The organism is Clostridium sp., from assembly GCF_036642255.1.
GTDB lineage: Bacteria > Bacillota > Clostridia > Clostridiales > Clostridiaceae > Clostridium_J.
Map to the genome: position 1 here is coordinate 93,337 of NZ_JAVWDJ010000009.1, position 26,690 is coordinate 120,026.

25 protein-coding genes are annotated in these 26,690 nt (G+C 31.3%); 2 read left to right on the plus strand and 23 right to left on the minus strand.

The features are described 5' to 3' along the window. Positions 1 to 371: 371 nt before the first annotated feature. The 3 genes from RR409_RS07150 to cdaA are packed head-to-tail and all read right to left on the minus strand — an operon-like array spanning position 372 to position 4,022. Entirely contained in the window at positions 372 to 1,973 is a 1,602-nt protein-coding gene (locus RR409_RS07150) for an NAD(P)/FAD-dependent oxidoreductase (RefSeq protein WP_332557052.1), read from the minus strand. Beyond that, positions 1,963 to 3,204 carry a CdaR family protein gene (locus RR409_RS07155; protein ID WP_332557053.1) on the minus strand — a complete coding sequence of 414 codons (1,242 nt, stop codon included), beginning with the start codon at positions 3,202 to 3,204 and terminating at the stop codon, positions 1,963 to 1,965. The genes RR409_RS07150 and RR409_RS07155 overlap by 11 nt, the downstream gene beginning before the upstream one ends. Further along, entirely contained in the window at positions 3,174 to 4,022 is an 849-nt protein-coding gene (gene cdaA, locus RR409_RS07160) for a diadenylate cyclase CdaA (RefSeq protein ID WP_332557054.1), read from the minus strand. The genes RR409_RS07155 and cdaA overlap by 31 nt, the downstream gene beginning before the upstream one ends. A gap of 209 nt (positions 4,023 to 4,231) precedes the next feature. Here cdaA and RR409_RS07165 point away from each other — a divergent pair, with 209 nt between their 5' ends. Then, the gene (locus RR409_RS07165; RefSeq protein ID WP_332557055.1) at positions 4,232 to 5,239 is read left to right on the plus strand and encodes a hypothetical protein; all 1,008 of its coding nucleotides are present in this window, start codon (positions 4,232 to 4,234) and stop codon (positions 5,237 to 5,239) included. A gap of 96 nt (positions 5,240 to 5,335) precedes the next feature. After that, positions 5,336 to 5,464, plus strand: coding sequence for a hypothetical protein (locus RR409_RS07170; RefSeq protein WP_332557056.1), 129 nt, complete (start codon positions 5,336 to 5,338; stop codon positions 5,462 to 5,464). A 163-nt stretch (positions 5,465 to 5,627) separates the two neighbouring features. Here RR409_RS07170 and RR409_RS07175 read toward each other — a convergent pair whose 3' ends face one another. From RR409_RS07175 to rpsI, 20 genes are all read right to left on the minus strand, one after another. Further along, the gene (locus RR409_RS07175; RefSeq protein ID WP_332557057.1) at positions 5,628 to 6,497 is read right to left on the minus strand and encodes an NAD(P)/FAD-dependent oxidoreductase; all 870 of its coding nucleotides are present in this window, start codon (positions 6,495 to 6,497) and stop codon (positions 5,628 to 5,630) included. A 166-nt stretch (positions 6,498 to 6,663) separates the two neighbouring features. Further along, positions 6,664 to 6,975: a thioredoxin gene (trxA, locus tag RR409_RS07180; RefSeq protein WP_332557058.1), complete on the minus strand. Its 312-nt coding sequence runs from the start codon at positions 6,973 to 6,975 to the stop codon at positions 6,664 to 6,666. A gap of 225 nt (positions 6,976 to 7,200) precedes the next feature. Further along, on the minus strand, positions 7,201 to 8,481 hold the full coding sequence (locus RR409_RS07185) for a tetratricopeptide repeat protein (protein ID WP_332557059.1): 1,281 nt from the start codon (positions 8,479 to 8,481) through the stop codon (positions 7,201 to 7,203). Positions 8,482 to 8,734: 253 nt separating this feature from the next. After that, positions 8,735 to 9,706, minus strand: coding sequence for a DUF4652 domain-containing protein (locus tag RR409_RS07190; RefSeq protein WP_332557060.1), 972 nt, complete (start codon positions 9,704 to 9,706; stop codon positions 8,735 to 8,737). Positions 9,707 to 9,720: 14 nt separating this feature from the next. Continuing rightward, positions 9,721 to 10,278 (minus strand): sigma-70 family RNA polymerase sigma factor, encoded by a 558-nt coding sequence (locus RR409_RS07195; RefSeq protein WP_332557061.1) that lies wholly within the window; start codon positions 10,276 to 10,278, stop codon positions 9,721 to 9,723. A gap of 179 nt (positions 10,279 to 10,457) precedes the next feature. After that, the gene (gene citX / locus RR409_RS07200; protein WP_332557062.1) at positions 10,458 to 11,120 is read right to left on the minus strand and encodes a citrate lyase holo-[acyl-carrier protein] synthase; all 663 of its coding nucleotides are present in this window, start codon (positions 11,118 to 11,120) and stop codon (positions 10,458 to 10,460) included. Positions 11,121 to 11,122: 2 nt separating this feature from the next. Further along, positions 11,123 to 12,166, minus strand: a complete 1,044-nt coding sequence (citC, locus tag RR409_RS07205) for a [citrate (pro-3S)-lyase] ligase (RefSeq protein ID WP_332557063.1) — start codon at positions 12,164 to 12,166, stop codon at positions 11,123 to 11,125. Between the two features lie 281 nt (positions 12,167 to 12,447). Continuing rightward, positions 12,448 to 13,986, minus strand: a complete 1,539-nt coding sequence (gene citF, locus RR409_RS07210) for a citrate lyase subunit alpha (protein ID WP_332557064.1) — start codon at positions 13,984 to 13,986, stop codon at positions 12,448 to 12,450. Between the two features lie 171 nt (positions 13,987 to 14,157). Beyond that, positions 14,158 to 15,030 carry an aldolase/citrate lyase family protein gene (locus RR409_RS07215; protein ID WP_332557065.1) on the minus strand — a complete coding sequence of 291 codons (873 nt, stop codon included), beginning with the start codon at positions 15,028 to 15,030 and terminating at the stop codon, positions 14,158 to 14,160. A 10-nt stretch (positions 15,031 to 15,040) separates the two neighbouring features. After that, positions 15,041 to 15,304: a citrate lyase acyl carrier protein gene (gene citD / locus RR409_RS07220; protein WP_332557066.1), complete on the minus strand. Its 264-nt coding sequence runs from the start codon at positions 15,302 to 15,304 to the stop codon at positions 15,041 to 15,043. Positions 15,305 to 15,448: 144 nt separating this feature from the next. Continuing rightward, a complete protein-coding gene (locus RR409_RS07225; RefSeq protein ID WP_332557067.1) occupies positions 15,449 to 16,006 on the minus strand; it encodes a Fe-S-containing hydro-lyase in 558 nt (185 codons plus the stop codon). Positions 16,007 to 16,151: 145 nt separating this feature from the next. Then, positions 16,152 to 16,994, minus strand: coding sequence for a fumarate hydratase (locus RR409_RS07230; RefSeq protein WP_332557068.1), 843 nt, complete (start codon positions 16,992 to 16,994; stop codon positions 16,152 to 16,154). Between the two features lie 276 nt (positions 16,995 to 17,270). After that, positions 17,271 to 18,512, minus strand: a complete 1,242-nt coding sequence (locus RR409_RS07235) for a methylaspartate ammonia-lyase (RefSeq protein WP_332557069.1) — start codon at positions 18,510 to 18,512, stop codon at positions 17,271 to 17,273. A gap of 206 nt (positions 18,513 to 18,718) precedes the next feature. Next, positions 18,719 to 20,170: a methylaspartate mutase subunit E gene (locus tag RR409_RS07240; RefSeq protein ID WP_332557070.1), complete on the minus strand. Its 1,452-nt coding sequence runs from the start codon at positions 20,168 to 20,170 to the stop codon at positions 18,719 to 18,721. A gap of 1 nt (position 20,171) precedes the next feature. Beyond that, a complete protein-coding gene (gene glmL, locus RR409_RS07245) occupies positions 20,172 to 21,587 on the minus strand; it encodes a methylaspartate mutase accessory protein GlmL (RefSeq protein ID WP_332557071.1) in 1,416 nt (471 codons plus the stop codon). A gap of 20 nt (positions 21,588 to 21,607) precedes the next feature. Beyond that, positions 21,608 to 22,021 (minus strand): methylaspartate mutase subunit S, encoded by a 414-nt coding sequence (glmS, locus tag RR409_RS07250; RefSeq protein ID WP_332557072.1) that lies wholly within the window; start codon positions 22,019 to 22,021, stop codon positions 21,608 to 21,610. Between the two features lie 21 nt (positions 22,022 to 22,042). Beyond that, entirely contained in the window at positions 22,043 to 23,020 is a 978-nt protein-coding gene (locus tag RR409_RS07255) for a GntR family transcriptional regulator (RefSeq protein ID WP_332557073.1), read from the minus strand. Positions 23,021 to 23,164: 144 nt separating this feature from the next. Beyond that, a complete protein-coding gene (cwlD, locus tag RR409_RS07260; RefSeq protein ID WP_332557074.1) occupies positions 23,165 to 23,884 on the minus strand; it encodes an N-acetylmuramoyl-L-alanine amidase CwlD in 720 nt (239 codons plus the stop codon). Positions 23,885 to 24,052: 168 nt separating this feature from the next. Further along, positions 24,053 to 25,672, minus strand: coding sequence for a Na/Pi cotransporter family protein (locus RR409_RS07265; protein ID WP_332557075.1), 1,620 nt, complete (start codon positions 25,670 to 25,672; stop codon positions 24,053 to 24,055). A gap of 615 nt (positions 25,673 to 26,287) precedes the next feature. Next, positions 26,288 to 26,680 carry a 30S ribosomal protein S9 gene (gene rpsI / locus RR409_RS07270; protein WP_332557076.1) on the minus strand — a complete coding sequence of 131 codons (393 nt, stop codon included), beginning with the start codon at positions 26,678 to 26,680 and terminating at the stop codon, positions 26,288 to 26,290. Between the last annotated feature and the right edge of the window lie 10 nt (positions 26,681 to 26,690).

Here is a 26,690-nt window from a genome sequence, read left to right on the forward strand (position 1 = left end):
ATTTTTAACTTATAGGCATTTATTCGTATATTAAAGAAATATTTCCTATTATTTTAAGATAACTTTAGTGTCCTAATAATATTTCAATGAAATTTCTTAGAACTTTTTTGCAAAGGTCAACAATATTCAACAGAAAAAGGCATGAAATTAAATTAATAAATCTAATTTTCATACCTCTTCACATAAAGATAGGTTCTATATTTAATATAATTTACGTAATAGGGTTTTTCTATATCCCTTTTTAAACTTTTCATATTTAAATTTTGCTTATAATTTATTAAAGCCTTTTGAAAACATTGTATTTCATATTATCTAGATACTATTATTCTAATAACTAACACTTACTTTATGCAATCTAAAATCTATGGGATTTATTTAGGCGCTGTAAATTCCTTCATTATAGTTTCTGCAACCTTTAACCCGTCAACAGCGGCTGATACTATTCCCCCAGCATATCCTGCACCTTCACCACAAGGATAAAGTCCATTAACTGATATACTTTGAAGATTTTCATTTCTATCAATTCTTACAGGTGCAGAAGTTCTTGTTTCTATTCCTGTAAGTATTGCATTATTATCAGCATAACCTTTAATCTTATTATCAAATACAGGTAAAGCTTCTTTTAACGCTTCTATTACATAAGCTGGTAAACATTGTTTCAGATTACCAAAAGTTATGTCTGGAGAATAAGTAGGCTTTACGCTTCCAAATTTAGTAGATTTTTTATCTTTTAAAAAGTCTCCTACTAATTGTGCTGGAGCATTGTAATTTTCTCCACCAACTTTATAAGCAAGACTTTCATAATGTCTTTGAAACTCTATTCCCGCTAGTGGATGATCAGAAGGGAAATCCTTTGGTCCTACAGAAACCACTATAGCTGAGTTAGCATTTTCCCCATCTCTTTTATAGTAACTCATTCCATTTACTACTACTGTTTTTTCTTCAGAGGCAGCTGCTACCACGTGACCACCTGGACACATGCAAAAGCTGTAAATAGATCTATCTAACTTTGTACTGGTATAGCTTAATCTATAATCTGCAGCTCTAAGTTTTGGATGCGTTGCATATCTGCCATATTGATTTTCATCTATAAGGTTTTGAAGATGCTCTATTCTTGCACCAATAGCAAAAGGTTTAGGTGACATAAATATTCCACGTTTAAATAACATTTCATAGGTATCCCTAGCACTATGACCTATGGATAATATTAAATTTTCACAAGGTATTTTTTCTCCATTAACCACAATTTCTTTTAACTTATTATCCTTAATAATAATATCCTCAAGCTTGCTTGAAAACCTTACTTCTCCGCCAAGGCTTTTAATGGTTTCTCTAATGTTTTTAACTACTACTTTAAGTATGTCTGTGCCAATATGTGGTTTTCCTATATATGCAATTTCCTCTGGAGCTCCGGCATTTATAAATTCATCTAACACATAATCACATCTATTGTCCTTAATTCTTGTAGTTAATTTACCATCTGAGAAAGTCCCTGCTCCACCTTCTCCAAATTGCACATTTGAATCAACGTTTAATTCTCTGCTATTCCAAAATTTATTGATGCTCTCGGTTCTTGCATCAACATCTTCTCCTCTTTCAATAATTAAAGGCTTATATCCCTTTTGAGCCATAAGAAGGCCAGCAAACAATCCTGCTGGCCCCATACCCACAATTATTGGTCTCTCGTTCATTTTTTTAGTTCCAAATTGAAACTCAGCATTATAAGTTTTCTCTTGAATTTTTACATCCTTATCGTTGACCTTTGATACTATCTTTCCTTCATTTTCACAAACTACTTCTACGGAATAGTTCATCTTTATTGCATTTTTCTTCCTAGCATCAATAGACTCTTTAACTATTTTAAAATTTTTTATTTGCCCTTGTTTAATATTTAACTTCTTTTCAACCTTTGCCTTTAACTCTTCTATATCTTCTTCTATATCTAGTACTATATTATTTACTTTAATTGACATTATCGTTGATTACCTCCGCAGTTTTCTTTATTGAAACTTTAACTTCTGTAACAGATTGTGATACCTTTTGTACATTACCTGGTATGCCTGAAATCACCAATGGAACATTATGATCACCTTCACTTAAGCCATTCAAATCTACTGTAGCAACCAAAGTAGTCTCAGTAATTTTGTTTAACTCCGTTTCCATAGCTGATAGCACTACATCAACTGTAGTCTTATCTAAGGTTGCGGCTAAATCAGTTCCTGAATTTTTAGTTTTAATTGTAATTTTAAAAGTCTTTTGGGAAGGTTTTTTTAATGTAAGCTTCACTTTTACAACGGTATCTGGTTTAACAAGTGTTACTCCTTGTGGTAATTTTAGTTTAACTTCTATAGTTGTATCTCCACTGACTTTACTCAAATCGATAGGTTCAGTAGAAATTGAATTTAATTGATCTATAATATCATTGTTTCCTATCACTTCTATTTTTCTTGGTATTATTTCTATAGATTCTACAGATGCTCCAGTTGTTGTACCTCCAGTAGTTACTGCTTCAATATCTACTTCTTTACCCTTTTTTATAGAAACATTAACCTGAGCATATTCTGGAGAAACCTTTACATTTTGAACTTCTTTACCCTCTGCATCCACTGCCTTTAACTGTATAGTTTTATTTATGTCCACATTAGCATTAGTTATATCTATATTCGCTACTATGTTAGCTACCTTATCTATATAAGTTTTCCCACCTGAAACTACTACAATTTGTGATGAAATTGTTGGGTTCTCGGCATGAAATCCTTCTGCAGTGGTTCCAACCATATTAGGAATAACACTTACATCTTTAGAAACTAAGGAGTCTAGGTTAACCTTTGTTGAAACTCCCTCTTGATTTAAAATCGTTACATTACTTGGTGCCTGTTTTATTTCTACGGGAATCCAGTTTTCTCCGGATTTTAATGCATATTTACCTAAATCTGCTTCTAGGTTAAAATCCTTATTTTTATCTATGTTATCAATTACTGAACTTGGTCCCTTTATTGTTAAACTAACTGTAAATTCTTGATTTGGTACTAGAGTTAGGCCAGTTTCCGAAAGAACCTCTTCATTGACAACTGTTATAGGCACATATCTAATAGTTTGGTTTATAACAGGGTTTTCACTGGTACGGATATATACCCATAATGCTAAGGATGCTATAACACAGCAGACTTTTATTAAGATATCTTGTCTTTTTTGATTATCCATGCCCTAACCCTCTCTTTTAAGGAAATTTTCTTGGTTTGCCTACTTTTCATAATTCTTACCAATATGGTTTTTAGTTTTTCCTTATCATAGTTCCTTAATAACCTTCCGTTTACTGCTAAGGATATAACTCCTGTTTCCTCCGAAACAATTATGGTTAAAGAATCAGTAATTTCAGTAACTCCAATACCTGCTCTATGCCTAGTGCCCAATTGTTTATTGAGCTTATCATTATTAGTCAAGGGCAAGAAACACCCTGCTGCTATAATACGGTCATTTCTTATAATTGTGGCTCCATCATGAAGTGGCGTGTTAACCACAAATATATTTTGCAAGAGTGCCGAGGACACTTCCGCATCAATTTTTGTCCCAGTGTTAATTATGTCACTAAGTCCAGTTTTTTGCTCAATCACAATTAATGCTCCTGTTTTCTCTTCTGAAAGAACTTCAACAGCATCCGCAATCTCATTTATTACACCCTGCATTACTTCTTCATCTTCATAAATAATTTTATCCATAAAGGAAGTTCTACCAATATGTTCTAATGCCTTTCGTATCTCTGGTTGGAATATGATTATAATGGAAATTACACTGATTGTAATAGTTTTTTCCAAAATCCACAGAAGCATATTCAAATTGAAAAAGTCGCTTATTGGTATTAAGAGAAATATTAAAATAATTCCCTTTAATAACTGTTCTGCTCTAGTTTCTTTTATCAAACTATATCCCTTATAAAAAATATATGATACCACTAAAATATCAACTAGTGCATTAAGACTAAAACCTTTTAAGCTATTAAGTACTATATTAAGCCCATTCATGCAGCTATCACCTCTTACTCATATCTAATATAATTATACACTAATAATGTTATTTATAATACATTCTAATAATTATATTCGTACTAAATTAATTAATATGAATATTTCTCTAATATTTATAATATAAAGAATTAAGAAATTAAGTTTTTTACTTATAAAAAAAATAAATACAACTATATACTTTAGATTATAAAGGGGGAAAAGTATACATGGAAAAAGAAAATTTACAAAAGCTTCAAATTGCTGCAAAGTATTTAGCTTTTTTTGCGGTGGGAATAGGTTTATTTTTATTAAGTTATAGTTTTTTTAGTAAAACTGGATATAAAGGATATGATAGATATCTGGTTAATTCCATTTCTAAGATTCAAGACACAAACGATGAATGTAAAGATTTCACCACCTCTGATTCAATAGATAAAAATAAAGCTCAAAAAAAATTAACTAATATCAACTCAGACTTGAACGCTATAAGAAATGATTTAATCAGTAATCCTCCCGTGGATAATGATAGCAATTATAACAATTTACTTAAGGGCATTGAAAGCAATATCTTAATTCTTCAGCAAATAGAAGCTATGCTTAATAATCCAACTGGTAAAGATATAGAGAAAGCTGCTAAAGATTTAAAAAGCTATGAGGAAACAACTAACAATTACTATAGTTTACTTTCATTAAAAAAGATTGATTTTTCTATTGGAAGACAGTTATCTCTTACTATTGAGAATACAATAAATTACTGCTTAACTTCTAGCAACTTAAGAAAAGAAGCAGAAATTAAAGTAGATCAATATAGCAACTTCATCTCAAGGCTTGACGAGCTTAATTTACTTTTTACAAATACTAAGACAGATTATTATCCTGATGCTTTGAGAGCTAGGAAAAATGAACTCAGTTATGAGCTAGTTATTTCAAATATAGATAAAACTATATTGACCATTGATAATGTTATTACTTCGCTAAATGACATGATAGTTCCAAATGAGGCGTCTCCAATATATGATATGTTTAATGCCACAATATCAAACTATGAAAACTATCTTCAAAATATTAAGTACTCCATAGCAACTGAGAGTGTCCATAATAATAAAGGTACTGCAAAGGAAGATTTTTTAGATTCTCTTTATGTTAATTCAAAAAAACTATTTAGTGAAGTAGAAGTTAACCACAAAGATTTTTTAAAAGAATATGGAAAATTTAAGAAAGATAAACTCCACTAAAATACCCTCTTCTAATTTCACTTCTTAAAAAGATAATTTTATGTATTATTTTAAAGGTATTGGTTACCATATGAAGTGAAAGAGGAGATGAGTTTTATGAGTAAAATGCTAATTGGTGTGTTGCTTATTGTTGGTTTCATTACTATTCCATCCCTTGAAAGTGATACTCTAAATAGATTTGATTCAGGATGCCTTCAAGTAAATAATTATATGCCTAAGCATTAAAATACTTTGCATTAAAATTTTCTTAATTATATAGAAAAATAAAAGAGCGTACAAAGTACGCTCTTCTTAATTAAAAATGTTAATATTTTTTTAGTGATTAATTTTATAAAACAAATCGGGCATGAGTTTACTCCTTATCTTAGCTTTTAATTATAAGGAAACTCTATTTATTTTTGCCTATATTATCAATGTAAGAAACTGCACTTAAAGCAGCAACTAAACCTTCTCCTGCAGCTTTTATATATTGATATGGTTTTCCTATACAATCACCTGCGGCAAAACATCCTTTTAGATTAGTAGCCATATCTCTATTCACCTTTATGTGACCTTCTTCAACTTCTAAACCAGCTACCAACTGTTTAGGAGAAATTGTTTCTCTTAATATGAATACACCATCAGCAACTAAGGTTTCCTTTGAAAGCACAACCTCTCTTTTATCGCCTTGATTCCTAATTTCTTGTGGATTACCCTTAATAATTTCTATATCCTTATTTAAATCATAGTTTCCATTATATAAAGGGATATAATAAAGCTTATTACAAATTTCCTTTACATAATTGGCCTCTTCCTCGGCGCTTTCACTTTGAGCAATAATTACAACATCTTTTCCTTTATAAAGCGGTGCATCACAAGTAGCACAGTAACCTACACCTCTTCCTAAAAATTCTTCCTCACCTTTGTAAGGTTTTGTATATTCAATACCTGTAGCTAATATCAAGGTTTTGGCTTCATAGATTTTTTCATTAACCATAAGAGCATAGTAATCCCCCATAGCATAAACTGCATTAATTCTTTCCTCAGTAATGGAAATATCCATGCTATGAATATGGCTTAAAAACATCTTCTTTAAATCTTTTCCGCTGATACCATGAAATCCTAAGTAATTATCAATTTTTGGTGCTTTTGATAATTTAGTACTTAACTCATTACTACCAAATATAATTACACTCTTATTTCTTATTTTACAGTTAATTGCGGCTTCTAGCCCTGCTGGTCCTGTTCCTATAATTGCTACATCATATCTTTCTTCCATTTTATCACCTACCCTCAATGTAAATAACTATAATCTTATTCACTCCAATTATTTATAGTTGGTTTTACAAATATAAATAACCATTAGTAACTTTTCCACAGTAAATTTCAAGTTATATAAATAAGCCACCACTTAAATTTTATTGTGCATTAAGTGGTGGTGGATATTATACGTATTTTTGTAATACTGCTTTTAATTGCTCTTTAGGTTTAAATCCTACAATAGTTTCAATTGGGTTACCATTTTTAAATACCATTAAAGTTGGTATACTTGATACTCTATACTCTTGAGCAATGAGTGGATTATCATCTACATTTAATTTTGCAAATATAATTTCTTCCATTTCATTAGAAAGTTCCTCTACTATTGGCGCTACCATCTTACATGGTCCACACCATGGTGCCCAGAAATCTACTACTACTGGTTTAGAAAAATTAGGAATTTCACTTTTAAAGTTAATATCTCTTAGTTCTATCATCTCTATCCCTCCAATAAAAATTTATATGAAATATAATCAAGCACTAAAAAATGTGTTTAACTATATAGGGGTTAAGTTGTTATTATTTTAATATTTTGTTTAAAGTATTAGTTATTAATTTCTTAATACTAATTGTTCAGTAACTAATAAGAATATTTATATAATCCTTAATTTTATTCTCTCCAAAAGAAAAACTAAAATACTTTAGAATTAACTTAATATATGCTACCTTTTCATAATACTGCTAATTTTAGAGTTGTTGTATTGAGAATCAGAGTAATCTCTCGATAAAATAAGGGCATATTTCTTGGATTTTTCTAAATCAATATTTTCATTTAATATAGCTAAATTATATAGTGATACATCAACATAACTTCCATCACTAAATTCATTTACATAAATCTCATAATATTTATTTGCATTTTCTACATCAAACTTTTTTTCATAAGCAAATCCCATGATATATGTAATGTGTTCTCTCAAATAACTTTCACCACTATATTTGTAGATTTTATTTAAATAATTCAATCCTTGTGAAAAATCATCACTCTTTATGTAACTCATAGCATTATCATAAAAATATTTAACACCTTGATTTTTAATTTCCTCTTCTATTTTTCCTAATAGAGCTTTTTCATTCAATGAAAGATTATCCTTATTATAAACTTCTAGATATTCTATTAGCTTTTCGTAATTTTTATTATCTAAATCTTCCTTTACAGCTTCGAAGTCAAAAATTATATCTTCAATTTTGCTTTCATCATTATCCTTTATAGGTTTTTCTTCAGCTTTAGGAGAGTTTTCTTTCTCACTATTATTTAATTCAACATCATTACTATCTTTATTTTTATTATTTAATGAAAATCCCACATTGGAAAATTTATCTAATACATTTAATGATTTTATCATATCTTTATTAAAATAAACAACCATGAAAAACACTAATAATAAAGCAATAGGAACTATCTTATAAATATTCCTTAGATTAACTTCTCTTTTTGCCATTCCAATATCCATTAGGGATTTTTTTGTACCTAATGCAAGTTTATTGCTTTTATCTAACTTTAATACCTCTTGTATATAATACTTACAATTTTCATATTTACCAAGTTTCATATAACAATATGCCATGTAATTCCATAAATTTATCACATTAAAATGAGACTTTTCACATTGTTTAAAGCATTCTAGAGCTTGATGAATTTTAATTTCCTTATAATAATTTAACCCTTGGGCAAAAAGTTCTAATGTTTCTTTATCCTTTTTACTATCGTCTAAATATTTTTTAGAAATTTCATCATTATTTAATTTATAATTAATTCGCCAATCCATTTGGGCTTGTTCTAAATTTCCTTTCACATAATGAATCAGACCTTTTAAATTTAAAGCTGGAGAATAATCTTTTTTAATACCTAAGCTTTTTTCACAGTATTCTAAAGCTTTTTCAATATTTCCCTCGCAATAATAATCCATTGCTTTTGCATAATACTTCTTTGTTTTTTCCATATAACCACCATATCATAAGAATTTTAATTTTTACCTTTTAAATATATCAAAGTTTCTGCATAAAAGATATAAAGTACACCAAGTTTTAATATAACTCTTAATTAAAAGAGACCTTCTATTATACCTATAGAAAGTCTCTCGCTTTAAAAACTATTGAATGCAAATTAATTTAATTTTCTTTAATCAACTTAATTTTTTTATATGTCATTTATAGTAGCCTTAAATTTTAACATTTCAAATAAGTTGATTATACTTATTCTGTAATGGCTTCTGTATCTACTTGCTCTTTGTAGCTATTCATAGTTTCATCATACATTGCCTTTGTAAACACTAATTGATTTCCTTCTCTTACTACTGATTTAATTCTTTCTTTTGGACTTTGCACCCTATAAATAAGATGTTCCTCACCACTTACTACATTTATTAATTGAGCTTCTTCCCCATTTATTAAGGTACCATAACCTAACCCATTTACAACGATAAGGTTATTATCATCATACCAACTAATAGCTAGTGGTGATCTTTGAGTATTATCATTTTTAATATCAAACTTATTCATAGTATTACTTTCTTTATTCTTGACATAAATGGTTCCAATGCCTTCTTCTTGGACATTTTTACCTTTACCTTCTATAGTTGCTTCAAACCCCTCGGATATTTGCCAAGTAGAATTAAGTTCTAACTTAGTATCAACGGGTACATTTAAAACTTCATAATTATCTACTAGTTCTCTTCCAAACCCTTGAGTTGGCGCTTGTAAAGTGCTATTTGCACCAGCCTTTTCAGTACTGATTTCCATTTGAGCTTCCTTTTTAGCAAAACCTCCTGCTGAATCTTGTGCTTCCATTGCAGTAGTCTTATTGCTACTACTACCACCAAAATATCTAAATGCCACTGGAGTTAGGACTCCTATGAAGAAAAACACTGCTGCTATAGCAACGGTCTTTTTATAACTACCTTTTTCTTTCATAAGCTTACTACCTTGCTTTTTATATTTATCCTTATCAATGGAGTTCATTATTGCACTTTTAGTACTGTTAAATTTAATACCTTCTATTTCAAACACATCACTAAAAGCTTTATCCACCATAATTTCTTTTTCGTAACATTCCTTACAGCTTTCGCACTGTGAAATATGCTGTTCCATTTCATTATCTAAGCTTTCAGATAAGCTGCCTTCGATATATTCAATCATTCTATTCTTACATTGATCACAATTCATCATCTTTTATCACCCCTTTAATCTTTGTATTGATTCCTAAAGTTTTCTCTAATTTTATAATACTTTCTTTTTGCAGTAGATTCTGTAAGACCTAGAATTTCTGCGATATCTGTAAAAGTTAAATTTTCAGAATATCTTAAAATTAACACTTGCTTATCCACATCTTCCAGAGTTTTAATGTATTCTTCGATATTTTTTTTCACTTCATTATATTCTGCTACATCCTGTGGCAACATTTCCTTTGAAGAAATATCATAAGCATCATCTATATTACTTTCATAAACTTTTTTATACTTTCTTATATAATCAATGCATTTATTCTTAGAAATTTGTAATATCCAATTGGAAAAACTATGTTTTTTATCATACATGTATAGTTTGTTATAAATTGTTATAAATACTTCTTGAGTAATATCTTCGGCTGCTTCTTTTTGTTTTATCATATTATATACGAATCTTAATACCATTAATTCATATTTACTTACTATGGCATTAAAGTCCTCAGCATTGCCGCCTAATATGCTATTAACTATCCTAATGTCTTCTAGCAATATTTCGCTTTTATTTCCCACCATTGTCGATACCCCTCTTTATATAATTAATACGTTCTAAACCTTATAAAGTTTATTATTATTCTAAATAAATATTGAATCCCATTCTTATAAATATTAATAAAATAATAGTTATTCTAAAAAGTGTACAGCTATCATTGACATACTTTTATTAAAAAGATATATCAATAGTAAGTTTATATCTACTTTTCTTTTCTCATAAATTCTTGTAATGTTTTATTTATATATTTTTTTATTTCCTCTACTTGATGTGCCTTACTTCTCACACAAATATGAGCTTCCTTCTCACACAAGAAACACTTTCTATTTGGAAGGTTAAGCTCTGTTCTACTAATTCCTTCTCCACTTTCGTTATACACATCTATATCAACCAATCGTCCTAGTGGATGATTTTGTTCTATATTGATAGTATCCTTTTTTACCTTCTGCGAAGGTTCATTAACTACGAATAGAACAATAGGACCTTCGTAGGTTACTTTATAAAAATTGTATAGTAGTGAATTTTTAAAACTACCTTGAAGGTTTTTTTCTAATTCCTTTACAATTATTATAGTTTTTCTATTATTCTTACGCAATCCTGGATAATTTACTCTAAGACATACAATTGTTTTCCCAAATTTGTGATTTAATTTATTTATAACTTCTACCCTTTCTTCTCTTGCTTCTAGCAGTTTTACAAATAAATTTGTTTCATCATTATCCTGATTTTTTAAGAATGGCTTATCAATGTTATTAACTATTAACCCTCTTATTTCACTTATATTGTTGAACTTAATTTTTTTTACTCCATTAAACTTCTTAATTTTATAAGATTCATTAAATGTATGTATTTTATTCTTATCCATAATTAATGAGGAGAGTTGCTACTTTTAATCTTCTCCCTAATAACCTGCCCTTCTTCTGTAAGTAAAAAGTCATAGGTAACTTTCGGAACTATTTTTTTTACTTCCTCAATTTTATTCTCCTTAAGATATTCTCTTACCCTTGAAGCACTAATTGGAAGTCCTTGTTCTTCTTTCCTCTCTATTTCACAAACTTCAATATTATATCCTGGAAGCACCGTTTTTAATGCCTTGTTATATGAATTAGTAACTTCGCAGTATGGTTCATTTCCTACAAATCTCTTTTTAATATTAAATTTATTTCCAAAATATTTTCCAAAGATAGTTGCATCTAAAGAAGTATATGCTTCTAAAATGTCATCCTTTTTTCTTAAAAAGTAAGATGGGAAGGTAGCTGATGAAATAATATACTCTCCACCTTTGATCACCTTTACATTTTTTAGATATTTAGTGCCTTCCTTTACTAAATTAAATCTTATTTCAAAAGGAAATAAGGATTTATTTTCTTCTACCACAAAAACCAGTAACTCCTCACAATTCCTTGAGGCCTCTTCTATTAAATAAAGATGTCCTAGAGTTAAGGGATTGCAATTTACAACAATTGCCCCTCGCTTTTTTTTATCTAAAATATAATACTGATCTCCCAATTTATCTAAGTAACTATTTATGTTGTAAACTCCATTTTCTAACAAGGCTACTTTTTCGCTTGTAGCAACTATTTTATAATTAACCCCTTGAAAGAATTCAATATTTTCTGGCTTTGTGAAAATAAAACTATGATAAATTCCTTGTTCAAAAAGTTTATCATTAAGTGCGTTAATTAATGTTGCTGTAACCCCTTCTCCTCTTAAATCTTTGCATATTGCAAAACATTTAAAAACAGATTTTGCCTTAGAACAGGTAGCCTTAATTTTATCTTCAGATCTTAGTACTACAGTGTAGTCAACATCACTATCTAAATCTAAATTAAACTCCTTTAAAAAGTTCTTCACTTCATCTACATTCTTTTCATTTTTTAAATTAACCTTTTCTAAGCTTAAGTTATACATATAAATTCTCCTAACAGCCTTACGATATATTAAGTGAATATGAAAACACTTATTCTCAGTAATATTATACCATATAAGAATAAAAGTTATAGTAGTTCTACTTACACTATAATTACCCATAAAATGAACTATTTAATTATGTTTATATGTTCCAATAAAGTTTACACCTTTGCAATTTAGATTTTATGATTGCTTAATTTATTTTCATTACTAGAATATATATAACAAAAAAGTAGCAGGGTAATAATCCCGCTACTTTTTTGTTATATATATTTTTAATGTTATATCGGCTTTTTAATTACATCAATTACAGTTCCGTCCCTATACTCCACAACTGCTACAATTTCATCTGATAGTTCGATGGCTTTTGGAGTTCCAGTGATTTTTTCTGCTACAGCTTTAAGTTCTTCTATAGTCATAACTGGAAGATTTTTAGCTTTCAACTGCTCTATTAAATCTTGTCTTCTTGGGTTAACAGCTATTCCTCTTTCAGTTACTATAACATCTATGCTTTCACCTGGAGTAGTAACTGTAGTAACCTTATCTTTTATTATTGGAAGCCTTGCTTTTGTAAGCTTAGTTACAATAATACTTAATTTAGCTCCTGCTGCAGTATCACTATGTCCACCAGAGCCTCCCATTATTGTTCCATCAGAGGCAGTAGTTACATTTACATTAAAATTTGTGTCAATTTCAGTTGCACCCAAGATAACTATGTCTAAGTTATTAACTAAGGCTCCCTTATTGTGTGGATTTCCATACATTGAAGCTGACATTCTCATATGTTTATGCGATGATGCATAGGATTCCACAGCTTTTAAATCAAAACATTGAACATCAAACAAGTTCCTAAACAATCCTTCTCTAAACATATCAACAAGATATCCAGTAATTCCACCTGATGCAAAACTTCCAACTATACCTTGTTTTTTCATTATCTCTCTAAGCTCTGATGCAACAGCTAAAGATATACCACCTGCTCCAGTTTGGAAGGACATTCCCTCTTTTACAAGTCCTGATGCCATCATAACGTCTGTAGCCATTTTTGCAATTTTAAGACCTATTGGGTCCTTTGTTATCTGTGTTGTTCCTGATACAATTCCTTGAGGATCTCCTATGGAATCAACTTTAACTACATAATCCACATAAGTTTGATTTATCTCTATAGGACAATTTGGATAAGGCACTAAATTATCAGTTATTGCTACTACTGTATCTGCAAATTCTGCATCTGGTACAGCATAACCTAGTGCTCCACATGCGGACTTTCCAAAAAGTCCACTTATATTTCCATATTCATCAGAGGTTGGCGCTGCAATAAATGCTATATCGATGTGTAAATCGCCACTTTCTATAGCTCTTGCCCTTCCCCCATGAGTGTGCATTATTGCAGGATATTTTAATCTTCCCATTGATACTGCCTTTGCTACCGGTCCTGACATATAATTAGTAACTATTTTTGTCACTATTCCATTTTCAATATGTTGAACAAGGGGTGAATGTATAGGGAATATGGAACTCATAGCTATAGTTAAATCCTTAACTCCTCTTTTCGCTATTGCTTCTACCACCATATTAAGCACATGGTCTCCATTTCTTAAGTGATGATGGAAGGAAATTGTTATTCCATCCTTAAGCTGTAACTTGTCTAAAGTTTCTTCAAGAGAGTTATATAACTTTTGCTGTGCTGGTATTACCGCATTAACCTTTACTGCCTTTTTTCCCTGGTTTTCAACATTTTTAAAAGCTCCTTCAAAGGGCTTTATTTGTCCGTAGCCTTCTATATAATCAGGAAGCTCTCTTCCTAATAAATTTTTCATATTATCACCTCAAATTTGCCTTCTACCTAATAAAATAATTTATAGGTTAATTTTACTTAAAAGTTTTGTAAGGAAATTTAACTCCTACCAAGGTTCAATTCAATATGGTTCATCTATTAAACTTTTTTCAAAAATTATGAACTACACATAACTTATTGAATTAAGGTTTTATTAGATAAGCCCAAGAACTTTAGCAAGTTCTATTGTAGTTTTCGCTCTATTAATGATTGGAGCATCTACCATCTTACCATCCAGAGAAAATACACCTTTACCTTCTCTTTCTGCTTCTTCCATAGCATCTAAAACTCTTTCTGCATGTCTTATTTCTTCCTTTGTAGGTGCATATACTGAATGAATTGTATCTATTTGTCTTGGGTTTATTGAAGCCTTCCCTGTCATCCCAAGAGATTTAGCTTTTCTTGTATCTTTTTCTAATCCCTCAAAATCATTCGTATCTGTAAATGGAGTATCAATGGAATCAACCTTCATAGCTCTACATGCCACAGCCATTTTATTTCTAGCATAGAAGATTTCATCTCCTTCTTTAGTTCTTTTAATTCCTAAATCAGAAGTTAAGTCTTCTCCGCCTAAAAGTATTGCCGTAACCCTATTAGACGCTTTAATAATGTTATATACATTTTCAACTCCATAAGCACTTTCCACTAATGGTATAAGTTTTATAGAGCCTTTTTCAAAACCTTCTTCTTCCTCTATTTTGTCAAGGATAGAATGAACTTCTATAAGTTCTTCCTCAGTTGCCTTAGGGACCATTAATGCATCTGGTTTTATTCTTCCTATAACATCTATATCTTCACGAGCAAACTCTGTAGTTAATGGATTTATCCTAACTGTGACTTCCACACCACTATAATCTACATTTTTTATTGCTTCTCTAACTAATATTCTAGCACTATCCTTTTCTGTAAGACTTACAGCATCCTCTAAGTCTAGAATTATAGAATCTGCACCCAAAATACCTGCATTTTGAAGCATACCTGGATTATTACCTGGCATAAAAAGCATTGTTCTTCTTAATTTTTTCATTTTAACCCTCCTACTGTGCTCTCTTTACAGCAGTTTCTACTCTTGCCTTTATTGTATAATCAAGAGCGCCTTTATCTTGCGCCTTTATAATAGCATCTTTTACTCCTAAATTTTCTAATGTGCCGAGAATTACCTTTCTTATGTCATCGCCAAATTGCTTCATAACAATACTTTCAAGGTCAAGGTCTATTCCGCCTTCTGTATTTGGCATCATAACAATATATATGTCATTTGATTCCACTGTTCCTGCTTTTGAAATCTTGTTGATTTCCATATTATCACCTCAGTATTACTTCTCTTTTATTATTGATTTAATCATTTACATCTTCAATGTTGCAACATCTCATATGTGTTAGCACCTTTTTATACTAACACATATGGGTGTTTGTAATGATTTCATCTTTATCCTAATAGGATATTACTTTTTACTGCTTAAGTATGACTCTTTTCCCATTTCATAAAGATTATTTCCTTCATTATCTATAACTACAACTAGTGGTAAATCTTCCACCTGTAATCTTCTAATTGCCTCAGATCCTAGATCTTCATAAGCTACTAATTCTGAACCTTTAACACACTTTCCAATTAACGCTGCAGCTCCACCTATGGCTGCAAAGTAAACAGCTGTGTTTTCTTTCATTGATTCTATAACAGCCTGTGATCTTAATCCTTTTCCAACCATTCCCTTTAGGCCTTTTTCTAATAGTTGAGGAGTGTACGCATCCATTCTATAGCTAGTAGTTGGACCTGCTGAACCAAAAGTCATTCCTGGCTTTGTTGGTGTTGGTCCTACGTAATAAATTACTGAATCCGTAACATCTATAGGTAACTCCTCACCCTTTTCTAAAAGTTCCACCAATCTTTTGTGAGCTGCATCTCTTGCAGTATATATAGTACCACTTAAAAGCACACTATCTCCAGCTTTTAAATCTTTAACTTTTTCTGCTGTAAGTGGTGTAGTTATTCTTTTTTCCATTTTGCTAATACCCCCTTAATTAAATAATCAAGAATTTGACTTTGTTTTTATTTGTTAAAGGAACCTTAAACTTCTCAAATATTATCTTATTAAATACTATTATTGTTTCTATATTATATAAAGTAATTTGTACACTTAAATAATCTTAAAGCACAGCTTCTGCGTGTCTTGTAGCATGACAGTTTATATTTACTGCCACTGGTAATCCTGCTATATGTGTTGGGAAGGTTTCAATATTTACTGCAAGGGCAGTTGTTCTTCCACCAAACCCCTGTGGTCCTATTCCCAAATTGTTTATTTCATTTAGTAATTCCTCTTCAAGATTCGCATAAAAAGGATTTGAGTTTCTTACTTCAAGTGGTCTGATTAAAGACTTTTTAGCTATTGTAGCAGCTTTATCAAATGTACCACCAATTCCTATTCCTACAATGATTGGTGGGCATGGGTTAGGACCTGCTTCTTTAACAACCTTTAAAACAAAGTCTTTTACCCCTTGAAGTCCATCTGATGGTTTAAGCATCTTTGATTGGCTCATATTTTCTGATCCAAATCCCTTTGGTGCTACAGTTATTTTCACCTTATCACCTGGAACTATATCATAATATATCATTCCTGGTGTATTATCCTTAGTGTTTATTCTATCTAATGGGTCTTTAACTACAGATTTTCTTAAGAACCCTTCATTATATCCTCTTCTTATTCCTTCATTTATTGCTTCCTCAATACTTCCACCTGTGAAATGAACATCTTGGCCTATTTCTAAAAACACACAGGTTACTCCAGTATCTTGGCACATTGGCATATCTTCATTTTTTGCTATGTTTGCATTTTCTATTATTTGATCTAGTATACCTTTTGCAATATTCCAATCTTCTTTTTCTCTAGCTTCAATTAATTTATTTTTTATATCGTCACCTAAATAATAATTTGAATCAATACATAGCTGTCTTACCACTTCAGTTACTTTTTCTACTTGAATTTCTCTCATTATAATTCCTCCCTAGGGGTTTTATTATATTTAACCTATTTTTAGACTATACTATTCATATGATTAGCTGTACTAATATTAAAAATACTACTAATTACATAGGATTTCAATATGGTTCACCATCTGAATTAGAAAACTTATGAAATTGTACTATCATATAACTTTTCAAGCAATATAACACAAAATAGACTAACATATTGAATAGTTATTTTTAAGATACTTCATATTAAAAAAGGCAGTTTAAATAAACCGCCTTTTAATTTCACCATAGGTGTATTATTTTCTTCTGTTAACTAATGCAACTACTCTATTCATTTCGTTATTAACGATCATGTAACCTTCATCTACACCCATTCCTGGTTTTGCTAAGCATTGATCTGCTCCGCAAGCCATAGCAATGTTAGTGCAAATTTCTGCTGATCTATTTGTTTCATTACATGTTCCACCACAGTAAGCGCCTATTCCTTTTTCTTTACAATATAATATTGCTTCTATTATATTATTTACTCCACCTAAGTCTGGAGTTTTTATTTGAAGCATATGTCCAGCTTTATTGTCAGCGAATAAAACAACATCTTCATATGTGTTGCACCATTCATCTGCTACAAGCTCTACATTTATATTTCTGCTTTCAAATTCCACTCTTAAGTCTCTTAAGGCTTCCATTTGTCTTTCTCTGTGCTCAACATCCATTGGTCCTTCAATTCTTAATTTGAAAGGCTTAGCAGCTTCCTCTAAAGTTTGAATATAATCAGCCATTGCTTTTATATCATAATTAAAGGCAACTCCAATTGTTCCATAAACATCTATGTGGAACACTGGATTATAATCTTCACTTGTTCTTAATTTTAGTACTCTATCACTTAGCCATTTAACATATTCTTTTAATTTTTCTCCATCGTTACCTAGTTTGTCTGCTACATGGTTAATTAGTGCATGAGGCATTACGTCAGCACCTTTTATAATCATTTTATCAGCATTGATGTATCTATCATCACCTGATTGAGTGAATATAGGAATTCTCTTTATTTCTACGCCTGTGTTATATTCTGCTTTAACAACTTCAGCCATAGTTACTTTCTTAGCTTTAGCAACAGCATCAAGAATAGCTTGAGTTACTCCGTATCTTATTGCTGTGTGAAGTCTTTCTCCGTTAACTGTCATTTTATCAAATTCTTCAGCTAATGCTTTAAAGTTTTCTAAATCTCTTCCTACTAGTTTTGGTGCTATTTCATTTTCTATAACAGGTATAAAATCTGCTGCAAGGAATAATGGGTCTCTTCCACCTGCTCCAGAGTACTGAACTGCTGCACAATCTCCATGAGCTACTTGACCATCTTCAAGTATTAACATTACTGATATAGACTCACCTGCTTGTCTTACTGAGCTGAATCCTTCAGTAACTGGTTCTCCTACATATGTAAATCCATCATGACCTGCACCTTTTTTTATAGCTCTTTGGTCATCAAAGTAAAATCCTGTTCTTCCAGCTGAACATACCACATCAACTATTTTCATCTTTAATACACCTTACTTTCTTAATTTTTATAGGACATCTTCAATAAATAACTAGTCAGCATTCTAGTATATTTCACTTGTTATTTTACCTGAGATGCCTAAATTTTTTTCATATAAGTTATTTATCCATTAGAACCAAGTTCAAGTTAAGGTAGACTAATAATCAACTTAAACTTGGCACCACGGATATAGCTATTTAATTATTATTATTCAGGTCTTCCTACAAGCTTTCCTTTTCCTACAGCAAAGATATCATCTACAGTCATTTGGAATCCTACCTCACGACCTTCAAATTTACCTCTTTCCTCTAGTTTTCTCATGTTATAAGCTTTTAGTTCATTTGATAATGGAACATTACCAAATTTTAAGTATCTAACCGCACCGTTATTATCTCTAGCAGGCATCATTTTTCCACCATTATATTTGCTTGGTGCAAATGGTACATCGATGATTCCCATTGCAAAACCTTTAACAGTACCTATTGCTAAATCGCCATTTCCTATTTCATACATTTTATCTATCATGCATTTTGTTTCAGCTTTAATTATATCTATTTCTTGCTTTAACTCTACAGACATCGGCATTTTTTGACCTTGTAATAAGTTCAATGTCATTTTAGTATCTTTGATACCTTGAGCATTTGCTTCTTTTGTTGGTATTCCAATTGCTTCATGTGGAGTTTTTACTATAACTTTAGTAGCTCCTGCAAGAGCTGCTGCAGCTGCTCCAGTCGAAATAACCCCAAAAGCCTTAGCTTCATCAGCTGGGAATCCACCCATCCACTGATGGAATACAGTTGTTAAATAAACATTCATATGCCCATTTGCCTTTAAGTATTCATCACATTGCTCTTCTAATGCTCTTATTGCCGCTACGTCTTGTATTAAGTTACCACATTGTCCGTATCCTACAGTAATGTTTTTAACACCTTGCTCTGCTGCAAGTAGTGCTTCAATAATAGCAACTGCATTTGAAGTACTTGGTGGAACTAATGTACCAGTTAATGGTCCAAATGGTTCTCTATTTATTGATATTCCTTGTTCCTCGTAGAATCCAACTAATCTATCACAGTACTGCCAATCAAGTATTGTTTTTTCTAATGTAACACTCTTAGCATAAGGAATATTATAGGAAATTCCTCCACCTTCATTTGAAGTCCATCCTGATGCATGTGTAATCTCAGCAAGTAATCTTCCATCTGGAGTACCGTGTCTTGACTCTAATGGTAAGTTTACAGCCTCGAAAACTTCTCTACAGCCTTTAACTCCGTGGTTAACTCCTGGGAATCCATTAAGAAGTGATCTTCCTTCTTTCATACTTTCTTGAATACCAATTTCACATTCTTCATATCTATTTTGTCTTGTATAACTATCTATTGTTGATGGAAGCAAGTCAGCTCCACCTTCATCTTGAAGATAGTTTAAAAGTTCTATATGCTTATCTATTAATGCAACTCCAGCTCTTGGTTGAGCTAGTGTTATTCCAGCTTCTTTAGCTGCTACTAACTTTTTTGCAAAGTTCTTATGATCTGGAATATTTTTATTATATTCAATAGCTTCTTCTAAATTAACTTCTTTACCTGTAGGCCATTGTGCTAAAACTTCTTCTCTTACCTTGAAAAACTCATCTTGAGACCATTTTTTATTTTTAAGTTCCACTTTAAATTACCTCCTGGTGATTACACACTTCTACTAAATATTTTTTCATTATTCTTACTGCTTTATCAGGATGATCTTGTGCCAATAATCCCATTGCTGATAATATATATGTTTTATCTAATAAGTATTTTGGATGTTGTGGTCTTAAAGATACTGGATTTTCCTTGCTGAAGTTACCAGCACTTAAAATCTCTCCAGGGTTTTTACTATGCACAAGTACCCCACCAGTACCAATCATGTACTTAATTTCCATTAGATCTTTTCCAACTTGGTTGTAAACCACTCCCATAGGAGTGTATATACTCTCTATTGTTCCACAATGTCTTTCCAAAGAAAGTTCTGTTGCTACTTTTGCCATAGCTTCATCAAACTTAATATCATCTTCATTTTGAGGAACCATCTTTATATTTTCATTTCTGTATCTACATTTTTCCTCTAAATTTATATTTCTCTCTTTATCCTTTAAGTAAGCTCTAAGCTTTCTACTACCTGATGCTTCCCATAATGACACTGCTGAATATCTCATACCAAGATCTCCTTCAACAGTTCTTTTCGCAAAAGGTTCTTCTAGACCTTTCATGTTTACTCCAGGTTTTGTTGGCTCTCCCATTGCTATAGAGTGCACATCTGTAGTAGCTCCACCAATATCTACTATGACTAAATCTCCAATTCCTTCTTCCTCATCGCTACCCTCGCCTAGTACTCTTGCAGCTTTTAATACTGCTGCAGGTGTTGGCATAAGTATTCCATTGACAAAGCTTTCAGCATTGGAAAGTCCTTTAGCATCAGTGATTTTTTCCATAAATACTTTTCTAATTTCTTCTCTAGCTGGTTCAACATTAAGTGAGTTCAATTGAGGCATTACATTTTCAGTTATACTAAAGTAAAACCCTGCCTCTTTAAATATTTCTCTTATTTCATCATTGGCACTTTTATTGCCTGCAACAACTATTGGAAGTCTGACCTTTCCGTCTACAAGCATTTTAGCATTATGTAAAATACATTGTTTATTTCCCCCATTAGTTCCCCCAGCTAAAAGTATTATATCTAAATCTGAATTTTTAATTTCTTCTATTTCATCCTTAGTAAGTTCATAACTGTAAACCTTTAACACCCTAGCCCCAGCACCCAATGCCGCTCTCTTTGCAGCCTCTGCTGTAAGTTCAGGAACGAGCCCAATAGCAACCATTTTAAGTCCACCAGCTGCTGAAGAACAAGCAAGCTTCTTAACAAAGTTTACATCTTTTCCTGCTAACTGTTTTTCTAAGTTTTCATAGGCTTTGTTGAAACCTATCATGATATCCTCTTCAATTGTTGTGATATCTTTTGCAGTAGCTATTATTTCTTCATTATCTATATCTACCGCCGTAAGTTTTGTATAGGTACTACCAAAGTCTAAAAGTAAATAAGCATTCACCTAAATCACTCCAGTTGTTTTTATAATAGATCAAAGTCCTCTTTTAAATCATGGATTGTTGTTTCTAAAGTAGTTCCTGGTGGGTAAACTCTATCAAAACCCATTGCTGTGAATCTAGAGTTAACATCTTGCCAATTTTGTTTACCTACAACAATATTTCCTCCAACATATAGCTTTATCCCTTTTAATCCAGCCTCATCACATTTTTCTCTAAGTCCTCTGCAATCTATTTCTCCATGTCCATATAGTGAAGAAACAATAATTGCATCTGCATTAGTTTCAACTGCCGCATTTATGAAGTCTTCTTGTGGAGATAAAACTCCAATGTTGATAACATTAAATCCTGCTTCAGTTAGTGCATAGTCTAGTATTTTGTTACCAACTGCATGACAGTCCGCACCAATAACTCCAAGAACTAAAGTCTTTTTTTCCATTTTTAAAAGCCTCCTAAATAATTAAATATAATTTTTTTGATACTTTATTTCAATAATTTTTGATTTAAGCGCTTTAACAGAACCTTCATCTAAACTATAAGAAAACTCAATAATTTCCTTATTCTCCTTATTAAGCTTGGATACATCTTTAAATCTACCAGGTGTAACAATTAGTACATCAGATTTGTTAATTAGTTTATTTAACTTTTCTTCGTTTGAGTCTTTAAAATACTCAACTGGTAAATCTCCTAAGCCTGCATTTTCTAGAGCTGCTTTTATCTTAAATATAAATTCCTCAGATATGCAAATGAAAGCGAACTTTGTATCTGATGGATGTCTTGCAATTTTTACTATAGATTCTAAATTAGGGTTTATAGCAATCCCCAAAACTTCCTTACCATAATCTCTTAAAAGATTATTAACTTCATTTACATGGTTAAAGGTCGCAATAACCACTTGACATTGTTTAAGCTTGTCTCTTGTCTCATCATCGATTTTTTCAAGATCTCCTAGTGTTAAAGGTATAGCATTAACATTTGTAATCTTAGTTAACTGCTTGCTAAACATTCTTGACTGCTCTATATTACATTCAACAAAAGCAGCTGTGATTTTATCCATTAACTCTTTTTTCTCTTTAACTCTTTGAGTAACAATATCTAAAAAGTCGTCAGCTTCAACACCGATTTCTAAAGCTTCTTCAAAGGCAAGATCCACAAATTTTATTATTTTCTTTTTACTATCTTGACTTTTCCAAGACACAGCTTCTTCTGCTACGAAGGTGCCTTTCCCCTGAATAGACTTTAAAACTCCACTTAGTTCAAGCTCCTTATAAGCAGCACTTATAGTATTTCTGCTTATTTTGAGTTCTTGAGATAATTCTCTTTCCGTTGGCATCTTGTTTCCAACCTTGAGAGCACCTTCTTTAATAAGGTCCATTATTTGTTTTTTAACTTGAATATATAGTGGTACTCCACTTTTTTTATCTAATATAATGTTCACCTTTTAATACCTCCCAAGTGTTTGGATTAATGGACTAATCCATTGCCATTTATATAATACCATAAGGTCCAATTTAATTCAATTTTATTTCTGGCCAAAAAACACCAAAAGCCCACTCCTTATAAAAAAAGTGGACTTATTTCTTTAATTATCTCCGTTTTTATAGTACATGCTAATGGACTTGTAAAGTGATTCTGCTATTTTATTTTGATAGTCATCTTGTCTTAACTTTTGAGCTTCCTCGTAATTGCTTAAAAACCCACATTCAACTATAACCCCTGGCATAGAGTCATTGTTTCTAAGCACCTTATAATGGGCCTCTGCTGGCTTAGGCTTTCTATGATTGGATGGGTCCAAGTCTAATATTAGATTATCTTGAATCAGATTTGCAATCTTTACACTATCTTCATATCTTGAGTACCATACTTGAGCACCTTTCACAGAAGCTTGTGGAAAAGTATTTAAATGAATGCTAACAAACAAATCACATTCAGAGTCTTTTTTCATAGATACTCGATTGTTCAAGTCCTCGATTTTTTTCTCTCTTACAGTTCTTCCCTCTGTGTACAATCCCTGATCCTCATATCTGGTTAATATTACTTTAAATCCATCCTTTTTTAACATTTCATCCAACTTTAGAGCGATACTTAAATTAATGTTTTTTTCACATACACCATCTTGAGAACATGCTCCTCCATCAATTCCTCCATGACCAGGATCAATTAAAATTACCTTAGTAGTACTATCTACTAAATTACTATGTTCAAATGCGGATATAAGATCCTTTAGATTAATTAAAAATATAGATATGAAGGCTAAAGCTACTATTGATAGCGTTATAACGAGTTTTTTATTTCCTTTCATACACCCACCCTATAAATATTATTCTGTAATTATGTTTATTCAACTTGTCTACATTTTATTAATAGTTAATTGAAAAAATCACTATAGAAACATACATCTCCATAGTGATTTTATTAGTTATGCATTTTCTACTTACAACAAATCCGATGTAGAAACATAACTTATATGCTAATTTTCTGTAATTATTTCGGCTATATTAACAGCATGGTCTCCGATTCTTTCAAAATTACTTATTATGTCAAGGAATATTGTTCCTACAGTTGCATTACATACTCCTGCATTCAGTCTATTTATATGAGAATTTCTTAACTCCTTTTCTAATGAGTCAATTCTCTCCTCTACCCCTCTAACACTGGCTGCTTTCTCTTTATTATACTGTTTAAAGCACTCAATACTCATTTCCAGTGCATTAATAGTATACTTAAACATTCCAGCTAGCTCTTTCGTAGCTTCATCAGAGAACTTCAGTCCCTTTGCTATTTTTTCACTTGCTAAATCCGCAATATTTTCTGCATGATCTCCAATACGTTCAATATCGTTTACTGCGTGAAAGTATGCTCCAACTTGTGATTTTTGCTCTTCACCAAGTTCTGAGTTGGATAACTTAACAAGGAATCTAGTTATATCCTGGTCTAATAGATTAATCAATTTTTCATTTTCATATGCTTTATTAATTAGTGCTTCATTATTCTCGTTGAAACCCTTCATTGCGAGCTCAACATTTTCCTTTGCTTTTGTTGCCATTCTTATAATCTCATTAGTAGTTTGGCCAAAAGCAATTACTGGAGTTTCTAACAATCTATCATCAATATATTTTAGACCCATTTCTTCACGTTCATCTTCACCTGGAATAATTAAATTTACAAGGGCTACTAGATATTTAATGAGCCAAGCTAAAATAAAGGTATTTACAACATTAAATATAGTATGAGCGTTAGCAATTTGTCTTTGTACATCATAACTAGAAGTACCTGGCGATATTGTAGTAACTATATTTATAAATTGAGATATAACTGGAAGAAACATCAGTGATCCTATAATATTAAAAAGCAAATGAATCAACGCTGCTTTTCTTGCAGTTTTCGAAGTTCCAATACTAGCTATCAGTGCAGTGACACAAGTTCCTATATTGCACCCAAATAAAACTGGAACAGCCACTTCAAAAGGTAATAATCCTGTAGAAGCCAATGCAACTAATATACCTGTTGATGCAGAAGAGCTTTGAATCACCGCAGTAACCACCAACCCAAGTAATAAACCAAGGATTGTATGTCCTTTTAATCTTAAAATCAAATCTTTAAAGAAATTTGATTCAGCTAATGGCGACATAGCATTTGACATTAATTCTAGCCCTAAGAAAAGCATACCAAATCCTAGAACAATGTTTCCTACCTCTTTCACTTTTCTATTTTTAGCAAAAAGTACTATACACGCTCCAATGGCTAGAAATAGTGGAGCTATTGCATCAAGCTTAAATGAAATTACTTGAGCTGTTATTGTTGTACCGATATTTGCTCCCATAATTACTGCTGCTGCTTGAAATAAGTTCATAAGCCCTGCATTAACAAATCCAACTACCATTACTGTGGTTGCACTACTACTTTGTATTATTGCTGTAACAGTAGCTCCTGTTAAAATACCTTTAACTGGATTTGAATTTATTTTGTCAAAAATGCCCTTTAACTTATCTCCAGCGGCATTTTCAAGCCCATCTCCCATCAGTTTCATACCATAGAGAAATAATCCTAGTCCGCCAAAAAAGCTAATAAGTAACAATAAAGCTTCCATATAATACCTCCATATTATATACTCTCAAAATATGCAGCAACTGAACTCTTCTACCACTTGATAAACCACCGTAGAAGTTTATTATCTATGTATTTAATTTCAAAAATATATGACATAATAAATGATTTGAAAAATTATTTATTATGTCATATACATATTAGAATTACTGTAAAATCACAAAAGATACTTCTATACTTTTAAATGGTTACATTTATTAATACTATCATTATCTTGATTCAAATCTAATTTACTAGTTAATAATACACCAACTTAACCTTTATGTTAATACTATATTAATTAAATTTATACAATCGCAATAACAATCACTGTAAACCAGCATAACTAACTTAAATTAATACGTTTCATTTAAATCTTTGTGGATGACAGTTTCTATGATTACTTAATAAATCCTGCATATTATTTAGAGTGAAATAGAAAACTTTTGTATCCTTGTTTCCCTTTAGGACAAAATCACAGATTTATCCTAGAATATATACTCGTTGAGATATTGAATAACAAAAAAGAGTACATACAATTGTACGTACTCTTTTATGTATACCCATGCCCCTGTGGCTAAGCCACATAAGCAATACTTGTAAAGATTTCCTGAAAATACTATCTTTTTGAGAACTGAGAAGCTCTTCTTGCTTTTTTAAGACCGTATTTCTTTCTTTCTTTCATTCTTGGGTCTCTTGTTAAGAAACCAGCTTTTTTAAGTTCTGGTCTTAGGTTTTCATCAGCTTTTAATAAAGCTCTTGAAATACCATGTCTTATAGCTCCAGCTTGACCTGTGTATCCACCACCGTGCACATTAACTAAAACGTCGAATTTATCTTTAGTTCCAGTTAAAACTAATGGTTGATTAACTATAACTCTTAAAGTTTCTAATCCGAAGTAAACTTCGCTGTCTCTTTTATTTATTATAACTTTACCTTCACCTGGTACAAGTCTTACTCTTGCAACTGAACTTTTTCTTCTACCTGTTCCATAATATTGAACTTTTGCCATGTTAATTCCT

Excerpts from the sequence above, each read along its gene's own strand:
- RR409_RS07150 (WP_332557052.1), bottom strand. The coding sequence starts at position 1,973 with ATGTCAATTAAAGTAAATAATATAGTACTAGATATAGAAGAAGATATA.
- RR409_RS07155 (WP_332557053.1), bottom strand. The coding sequence starts at position 3,204 with ATGGATAATCAAAAAAGACAAGATATCTTAATAAAAGTCTGCTGTGTT.
- cdaA (WP_332557054.1), bottom strand. The coding sequence starts at position 4,022 with ATGAATGGGCTTAATATAGTACTTAATAGCTTAAAAGGTTTTAGTCTT.
- RR409_RS07165 (WP_332557055.1), top strand. The coding sequence starts at position 4,232 with ATGGAAAAAGAAAATTTACAAAAGCTTCAAATTGCTGCAAAGTATTTA.
- RR409_RS07170 (WP_332557056.1), top strand. The coding sequence starts at position 5,336 with ATGAGTAAAATGCTAATTGGTGTGTTGCTTATTGTTGGTTTCATTACT.
- RR409_RS07175 (WP_332557057.1), bottom strand. The coding sequence starts at position 6,497 with ATGGAAGAAAGATATGATGTAGCAATTATAGGAACAGGACCAGCAGGG.
- trxA (WP_332557058.1), bottom strand. The coding sequence starts at position 6,975 with ATGATAGAACTAAGAGATATTAACTTTAAAAGTGAAATTCCTAATTTT.
- RR409_RS07185 (WP_332557059.1), bottom strand. The coding sequence starts at position 8,481 with ATGGAAAAAACAAAGAAGTATTATGCAAAAGCAATGGATTATTATTGC.
- RR409_RS07190 (WP_332557060.1), bottom strand. The coding sequence starts at position 9,706 with ATGATGAATTGTGATCAATGTAAGAATAGAATGATTGAATATATCGAA.
- RR409_RS07195 (WP_332557061.1), bottom strand. The coding sequence starts at position 10,278 with ATGGTGGGAAATAAAAGCGAAATATTGCTAGAAGACATTAGGATAGTT.
- citX (WP_332557062.1), bottom strand. The coding sequence starts at position 11,120 with ATGGATAAGAATAAAATACATACATTTAATGAATCTTATAAAATTAAG.
- citC (WP_332557063.1), bottom strand. The coding sequence starts at position 12,166 with ATGTATAACTTAAGCTTAGAAAAGGTTAATTTAAAAAATGAAAAGAAT.
- citF (WP_332557064.1), bottom strand. The coding sequence starts at position 13,986 with ATGAAAAATTTATTAGGAAGAGAGCTTCCTGATTATATAGAAGGCTAC.
- RR409_RS07215 (WP_332557065.1), bottom strand. The coding sequence starts at position 15,030 with ATGAAAAAATTAAGAAGAACAATGCTTTTTATGCCAGGTAATAATCCA.
- citD (WP_332557066.1), bottom strand. The coding sequence starts at position 15,304 with ATGGAAATCAACAAGATTTCAAAAGCAGGAACAGTGGAATCAAATGAC.
- RR409_RS07225 (WP_332557067.1), bottom strand. The coding sequence starts at position 16,006 with ATGGAAAAAAGAATAACTACACCACTTACAGCAGAAAAAGTTAAAGAT.
- RR409_RS07230 (WP_332557068.1), bottom strand. The coding sequence starts at position 16,994 with ATGAGAGAAATTCAAGTAGAAAAAGTAACTGAAGTGGTAAGACAGCTA.
- RR409_RS07235 (WP_332557069.1), bottom strand. The coding sequence starts at position 18,512 with ATGAAAATAGTTGATGTGGTATGTTCAGCTGGAAGAACAGGATTTTAC.
- glmS (WP_332557072.1), bottom strand. The coding sequence starts at position 22,021 with ATGGAAAAAAAGACTTTAGTTCTTGGAGTTATTGGTGCGGACTGTCAT.
- cwlD (WP_332557074.1), bottom strand. The coding sequence starts at position 23,884 with ATGAAAGGAAATAAAAAACTCGTTATAACGCTATCAATAGTAGCTTTA.
- RR409_RS07265 (WP_332557075.1), bottom strand. The coding sequence starts at position 25,672 with ATGGAAGCTTTATTGTTACTTATTAGCTTTTTTGGCGGACTAGGATTA.
- rpsI (WP_332557076.1), bottom strand. The coding sequence starts at position 26,680 with ATGGCAAAAGTTCAATATTATGGAACAGGTAGAAGAAAAAGTTCAGTT.